At 41.0% G+C, this 7,120-nt stretch carries 4 protein-coding genes; 1 reads left to right on the top strand and 3 read right to left on the bottom strand.

All coding sequences use genetic code 11. The features are described from left to right. Positions 1-9 precede the first annotated feature (9 nt). The 3 genes from IQ247_RS30670 to IQ247_RS30660 all read right to left on the bottom strand — a co-directional run bounded on the left by IQ247_RS30670 (position 10) and on the right by IQ247_RS30660 (position 3,955). Complete coding sequence (locus IQ247_RS30670) at positions 10-273, bottom strand: hypothetical protein (protein WP_193925805.1); 264 nt, start codon at positions 271-273, stop codon at positions 10-12. 93 nt (positions 274-366) lie between these two features. Beyond that, positions 367-3,438, bottom strand: a complete 3,072-nt coding sequence (gene ppc / locus IQ247_RS30665; protein WP_193925804.1) for a phosphoenolpyruvate carboxylase — start codon at positions 3,436-3,438, stop codon at positions 367-369. Between the two features lie 283 nt (positions 3,439-3,721). Then, the gene (locus IQ247_RS30660; RefSeq protein ID WP_193925803.1) at positions 3,722-3,955 is read right to left on the bottom strand and encodes a hypothetical protein; all 234 of its coding nucleotides are present in this window, start codon (positions 3,953-3,955) and stop codon (positions 3,722-3,724) included. 236 nt (positions 3,956-4,191) lie between these two features. Between IQ247_RS30660 and IQ247_RS30655 the strand changes: the two genes are divergently transcribed. After that, positions 4,192-7,107, top strand: coding sequence for a DUF1574 family protein (locus IQ247_RS30655; RefSeq protein ID WP_193925801.1), 2,916 nt, complete (start codon positions 4,192-4,194; stop codon positions 7,105-7,107). The last annotated feature ends 13 nt before the right edge of the window (positions 7,108-7,120 follow it).

Genomic DNA, 7,120 nt, shown 5'->3' with positions numbered 1-7,120 from the left:
CCCTATCCCTTATTCCTTCCGAGTTACTAACCCAGCAAAGAATCCACCCAAAACACTTCCAGTCCAAATTCCTGTAGTGCTACCTTGCCACATTGCACCCGGTGCCACTACGAATTTACAACCTGTTTTAAATAATTCCCAACGCTGGTTTTGACAATTTTGACTGTGACCTTGTACACTCATTTGTCCCCCAACATAACCGCCGAAAAAGCCAGATGCAAGGGCTAAAAAGGTACAAATAAGTAATCTTTTTTGTGATGATTGTTTGCTCATTGTTAGGAGTTAGTACCACCGGAGGACGGGAGTTAAAGTTACCAATTACCAATTACCAATTACCAATTACCAATTACCAATTACCAATTCTCATCAACCAGTATTTCTCATCCCAGCCGCAATTCCGTTAATAGTTAACAGCGCACCTCTAAGCAATTCTCCTTTGCTATAACGGGAGTGGATTACTCCAGAACTTGCGCTGGTTTTACTGTGCCGCAAACGTTTAAGTAAAGATACCTGAATAAATCCTAAAGGTACAATAGTTCCATTTCTTAACTGTACCGAACGCTGTAAAACTGGATCTCCATCTAAAAGTCTTTCGTGTCCGGTGATTTGTAAGACTAAATTTTTTGTCAGGTAGTATTCGCTGGAAATTTGGTTAAATACCCCATCAAAGCGCTGCTTATCTTCGGGTTTGGATAGTTCCTCTACATAGTGTCGAGCCATTTGTAAATCGACTTTTGCCAAGGTCATTTCTACTTTGGAAATCACCATTTTGAAAAATGGCCACTTTCTGTAGAAGCATTGTAGTAATTGTATGTGGTCGTCGGGAGCTTCGTTTAAAAATTCTTGTAAAGCTGTACCGACTCCGTACCATGCAGGTAGTAAAAATCTGGTTTGCGTCCAGCTAAATACCCAAGGAATTGCCCGTAAACCACTTAAGCCCTTGTTACCCGATGGACGACGGGCCGGACGGGAACTTATTTGTAGCTGACTAATCTCTTCTATGGGTGTAACTTGATGAAAAAAGTCAATAAAATCGGGTTGTTCGTAAATTAAATCCCGATAGTGCGATCGCGATCGCGCTGATAATTCTTCCATAATTTGGTTCCAGGGTTCGATATTGTCAAACCCAGCACTGAGCAGACTGGCTTGAATTACCGCAGTGGTGATTGTTTCGAGATTGTACAGCGCTAAGTTGGGTAAGGAGTATTTGGAAGCTAAAACTTCTCCTTGTTCGGTAATTTTGATCCGCCCGTTAATACTTTTACCTGGTTGCGCCAAAATTGCTTCGTAAGCCGGACCGCCACCGCGTCCCACTGAACCACCCCGTCCATGAAAGATTCGCACGCTTAAGCCATGTTCTTCGGCTATTTGCTGCAATGATTTTTGGGCTTTATGAATCTCCCAATTACTACTCAGAAAACCGGAGTCTTTATTACTATCCGAATACCCCAACATTATTTCTTGTAAATTGGGATTTAAGGGAGAAACTGGGCAAGAAAATGCTTCTTTATCCTTTTGTTCCTTTGTCCTCTTCTCTTCTTCATAGGCTGCATACCCTCCCGCGAGTAGTGCGCGATACAGAGGAAGGGAAAACAAGTCTCGCATGACTTGTCTCGAACGCACTAAGTCTTCTACTGTTTCAAATAAGGGGACTACTCGGATTGTACCGATGGCGGTTCCGGGATCGTAAAGTCCTGCTTCTTTGGCTAAGAGTAATACTTCAAGTACGTCGCTCACCGAGCGACACATACTAATAATATAAGTCTGACAGATGTTGCAACCAAATTCTTGTTGTAGCGATCGCAATACACGCATCGTTTCTACAACTTCGTTGGTTTTATCTCCAAACGCTAACTGTGCGGGGATTAATGGTCTTCTAGTTTGCAGTTCTTCTATTAACCAAGCAATTTTCTGCTGTTCTGGTAGTTCTTCGTAATTTGTCTGTAAAATTCCTAGATATTCTAAAATTTCGCCGATTGCACTGCTGTGACGGGTTGATTCTTGACGAATATCTAGTTGTGTCAAATTAAAGCCAAAAATTTCAACTTGAGTGAGAAGATTTTCTAACTGCTGACACTTTAAACCCGTTTGTGACAAGTTGCGTTGAATTAACCTTAAATCCGTTAAAAACTCATCTTCGGAACGGTAAATTGGAGCTTTGTCATCTTTGATAATTTCGCGCTTCCACAATGCTGAATTACGTTCCCGTGTATTTTCCAGTCGCTTGACTACATAAGCGAGTTTCAAGCGATAAGGTTCCTGACGATAGCGTAAAGCCAATGCATCGTATACTCCGCTCATCTGGGACTGTTCGATTTCCAGGGATTCTAATAAGTCCGGTAGAACATCGCTCCAGTGCAGCGACACGCTCAATAATTCAATCAATCCTTTCGCGGATTCGATGTATTTTTCCAACACCATATGGCGTTGATAACAAGCCGTCTGCCAAGTTATTTCTGGTGTTACTGATGGATTCCCGTCTCGATCGGAACCAACCCAAGAACCAAATTGACAAAAGCTTTTAATTGGTGGCTCAAGTCTGGGAAACGTTGAATTCAAAGCGTATTTTAAACGCTCGTACAATTGCGGGATAGCATCAAACAGCACCGACTGAAAATAGTGCAGTGCATAATCTACTTCATCCAGTACGCTGGGTTTAAACTGATGCAGTTCGTCAGTACGCCACCATAAACGAATATCTTCTAATAATTGAGAGCGAAGTTGGGCTGTTTCCCAAGAATATCCGCCTGCGGTGATATTGCCAGAGCGTTTTTCTGATGTATCAAGTTTTTGCAGCAAATCTACTACTCGCCGCTGTTTATCTCGAATCGTTGGACGGACTATTTCAGTTGGGTGGGCTGTAAACACTAAACGCACGTCCAATTGTGCAATTAAGCGTTGAATTTGTCCTGGTGGTACGTTTAATTTAAATAACTTGGGGAATAATTCGGCAAACGTTCCTTTGTCTTTTACACTAGGTTTGGCTTGCCAATTTTTGACTAGTAAATCTGCATTAACTCCGTTGTTTAAATGAACATCCTCTTGTTGATGATTGCTCGAATAAATAATATGGGGTAAAGTTTCTGTTTCCCCATCTTCTTCATAGCGACTCAATTGCTGCTGCTGTTCGTAGTCTTGTTCTACGATGTTGATCAATTGGAAATACAAGGCAAATCCACGAGCTGCCCTAATTGCTTCATTAATATTTAATTGTTCAATTAAGCTCGATACTGAAGCAGCTTGGTTATCCGTTGCTTGTCCTTCTGGGGAACATAAATCGCGTAACTGTTTGAGGAGGTCTACCATTTGTTGTCCGCATTCTTCACGGAGAACCAATTCCCACATTTCCTCAACGATTTGCAAGCGATGGCGCAAAAACAAATCTGATGCGGGGTAGATACTTACAGCCTGAGCCGAAGGGTATAAAACGGTACTCATATCCTCAATAATATATAGAACTGATTACTGTTTATTATTTTTTCGTGGTTGCGACACCCACATCTGATAAATTTTACATCCAAAGACGGGTTAAGACTTTTTATACTGCGTATGCTGCTTTAACAGTTATCAGTTATCAGTTATCAGTAACGTTTATACAATAAAAGGGCTAGTCCCTCACCGATCGTTGGTGGTCGGCGTTGGAGTATTAGTTTAAATCCCTCACCATACTAAGAATGTTTACTGTTTACTGTTTACTGTTCACTGTTCACTGTTCACTGTTTTAATCTGCCGAATTTGAAGTTGGAAAATCAAGTAGGGGTAGGCGTTCGCCTCGAAATAATTCTTCACTGGCTTGTCCTACGGCTATGAGTGCTTCTCGCGTAGCTTTTTCTGCTAATACTAATGTTAGGACAGAAACGGTACCAGCTTGCAGTATGACGGACTGGGGAATTGAGAATAAGCCCAAATTTAATTCGGCTTTAGATGACTTAGAATTAACAGACTCAAGTGACATAGATATTTTTGACGATGCAGTAAGATAAGTTAAATAAAACACAAAAATTCACAAGTGGAGAGCTTAATCGTTTTTTACTCCGTTAATATGGGCAAATTAAATTAGTCAACAAGTAAACCAATAAGATCGCAAAAGTGTTAAAAAAAAACTTCCTAGCTAAATAGTTCGATGATTCTAGTTTACTAGTACTCGCCAGCCCTTTGTGCGTCTGCTCAATTCCTTTTCGTCCACAACAGATGAAAACAGCCTTTATACAAACCCAACAATCATTAGCACAGTGGGTAAGCCAAGCAACAGGAATAAACTCTTTGGGGGTAAAAGTCCGGTTGCGAGGAAACGACCTGCACATTCTCTGTGAATCACAGTCTGGACCTGCTCGCTGGCAAACTTTATCCGATTTGCTTAAAGCACTACAGCAAACTGATTTAGATGCTTTAGCAAAAAGCGAACAATCTTCAATATACCAAGTTTTCGTTTATGGAAAGAAAAAAAGCGAAAAACGCCCCCAATGGTGTCACAAGGTTTACTTAAATCAACTTGACAAGCACTTAGAAGAGGTAAATCAGGCGCTTTTAACAGCCCATAAGCCAAGCGGAGCGCTAATTTTATCGAACGAAAGTTTAGCCCGTCAAGGAGATCCTTCGGCAATTGCTCGCTATCTTAGCGAAACCCTGAGTACTTTTGGTGTAGCAGTCCAAGTCAAGGTCAGAAAACAACAGCCATCAGACAGCACTGCTCAAAATAAAAGCCGTTTATGGGTTTTTTGTCAATCAAATTACACACCAGATCCATCATTAATTGCTGAACCTGTAGCAGCGAAATTACGACATCTGAAGTTATTGGGCTATCAAGATGCAGTTATTTCTACACAAGTTGTTGGCGAAACTCAACCCGATTGGCTGCTGTTGATTGATTTAACACCCCCAGAGGTGATGCTCAAGGAATGGGCTAGGTGGGGAGATGTACAAGCGATTATCAGGCTTTTAAACCTGGAATTTGCTAATTCTAAGGTGAAGGTGCAAGCTTCTTTACAAGATTCAACGCTACATATATTTTGTACCCCAGGATCTGAATCTTCAGAAGCTTCAGTGATTCCACCTAAAACATTGTGTTTGGATAAAATTGTTCCGACTTTAGAAGCACTAGCTCCCCAAGGTATATTATCGGCAGCTATTTACGGACAACAAACAGTTTCATCTTCCGAACCCGCTTGGATCGATTGGCTGTCTTTACCAGCTAAGGAGCATCCAGCTTTAGCAACACCACCGATTGAATTAGCTAATTCCGGCGATATTGAAGCAATTACTTTTTTACTCCAACGTTTACTCAATCCCAATTTAGACAACCGTTTAAAAACTGGCGGTATTCGCGTAATTTTGCGGCGTAAACAAGATTTATTACACATCATGTGCGATGCTCCAGTATGTCCAGCACGTAAACAAGTAGCTGCCAAAGTGATTAATTTTATTAACCATTTGCAGTTATCCGACCTTGGAGGAGTCCGCGTTTACGGACGACGTGCCGGTAATAAAAAACCATTTTGGCAATCAGGTACAGACTTCAAGCCGCGTCAACGAGTAGTACCCGAAGCGACTCCAGAATTTGCTGCAACTTCCGCCTACGTACAGGAACTGTTACCCAACGACGACGAATCTGTATTGCGTCCCGATTTAACCACCGAAGAAATCCATGCATTTGTTACTGATGTAGCCAAAGATTGGGGTGAAACTGTCAAAAACTGGTTTTTAAGAACCCAGTTATTTATTGAAAAACAGCCATCTGAATCAAATTCGCAAACAAAAGTCCGTCGCGTTGCTTTAATTTGGGGTAGTCTCGGATTATTGCTCAGTTTACAAACTGATTGGCTATTAGGTTCAATTTTGACTACCTTTGCACTCCCAACTGCAACAGTTACTCAATCCCTGCCAAATACAAGTACCGAAGAAACAAAAACCGCATTTCTTTCCAACACCAGCGAAGAAAAACCTAACCCTAACTCAAACGAGGTATTTAATGGTTCTAACTTCACCACCCAAAACAACTCCAACCGAGGTAAAGCAACAGCAACCGCTATACTTTTAGCAGCGCGATCGCCACTTCCGAGTTTTAATGCTCGTCAGTTAGATGAACAATTGGCTTTATATAAACAGCGTCTGGTAAAAAATGGTGCGCCACCCGATGTATTAATTATCGGTTCCTCCCGCGCTTTACGAGGTATAGATCCAGATGCGTTGAAGAAAGGTTTAGCAACAGAAGGTTATCCAGATGTTGATGTTTTTAATTTTGGTATTAACGGTGCCACAGCCCAAGTTGTAGATTTTGTGATTCGTCGCGTACTTCAGCCATCGGAATTACCTCATACAATTATCTGGGCAGATGGTTCTCGTGCCTTTAATAGCGGTAGAGGAGATAATACCTTTGAGGCGATCGCCGCATCACCTGGTTATCAATATGCTCTCAAAACATCTTTAGCAAGGGTTGGCTCCACAAATCAGCCAAAAACTCTTAGAGAAACAGAAATTGCTAAACAAAAAAGCAATGGCTATGAAATTATTAACGACAAACTAAATGAAGGATTCGCTACTATTTCAAATTCCTACAACAAACGCGACCAATTAAAAAGTCAAATTAACAAGATATATAAATCTCTACCCATAATTAGCGCTTTGAAGGCAGATTATGCAAGGGATGCAACAAATCTTTCAGAAGATACTGAAAATTATGCAGTAGACTTTGATGGATTTTTACCTTTATCCATTCGCTTTGAACCCAATACTTATTATCAAAAACACCCAAGAGTTGGGGGTAATTACGATCAAGACTATCAAAATTTTGATTTACTTGGCGAGCAAAACGCAGCTTTACAAGCATTACTCAACTACACAGAATCTCAAAGTATAAATGTAGTATTTATAAATATGCCCTTGACGGCAGATTATTTAGATCCTGTGCGTACAAAATACGAACAAAAGTTTGAGGAATATATGCTGAGTTTTGCAAATCGCTCCAACTTCGTTTACCGCAACTTAAGTCAAATATGGCTTGAAGCTAACGATTATTTTTCCGATCCCAGTCACCTCAACCGTTACGGTGCATACGAAGTATCTAAAAAACTCGCCAAAGATCCGATGATTCCCTGGAGTAGAAAGTAAGAAGAGGACAAGG

The sequence above is a fragment of the Plectonema cf. radiosum LEGE 06105 genome (genome assembly GCF_015207665.1).
In the GTDB taxonomy this organism is placed as follows: Bacteria; Cyanobacteriota; Cyanobacteriia; order Cyanobacteriales; family Nostocaceae; genus Rivularia; species Rivularia radiosa_A.
The sequence above is the reverse complement of the archived record's forward strand: the minus strand, read 5'-3'. Positions and strand labels throughout refer to the sequence as shown.

Coding starts and splice junctions, on each gene's coding strand:
- ppc (WP_193925804.1), bottom strand. CDS start 3,438: ATGAGTACCGTTTTATACCCTTCGGCTCAGGCTGTAAGTATCTACCCC.
- IQ247_RS30670 (WP_193925805.1), bottom strand. CDS start 273: ATGAGCAAACAATCATCACAAAAAAGATTACTTATTTGTACCTTTTTA.
- IQ247_RS30655 (WP_193925801.1), top strand. CDS start 4,192: ATGAAAACAGCCTTTATACAAACCCAACAATCATTAGCACAGTGGGTA.
- IQ247_RS30660 (WP_193925803.1), bottom strand. CDS start 3,955: ATGTCACTTGAGTCTGTTAATTCTAAGTCATCTAAAGCCGAATTAAAT.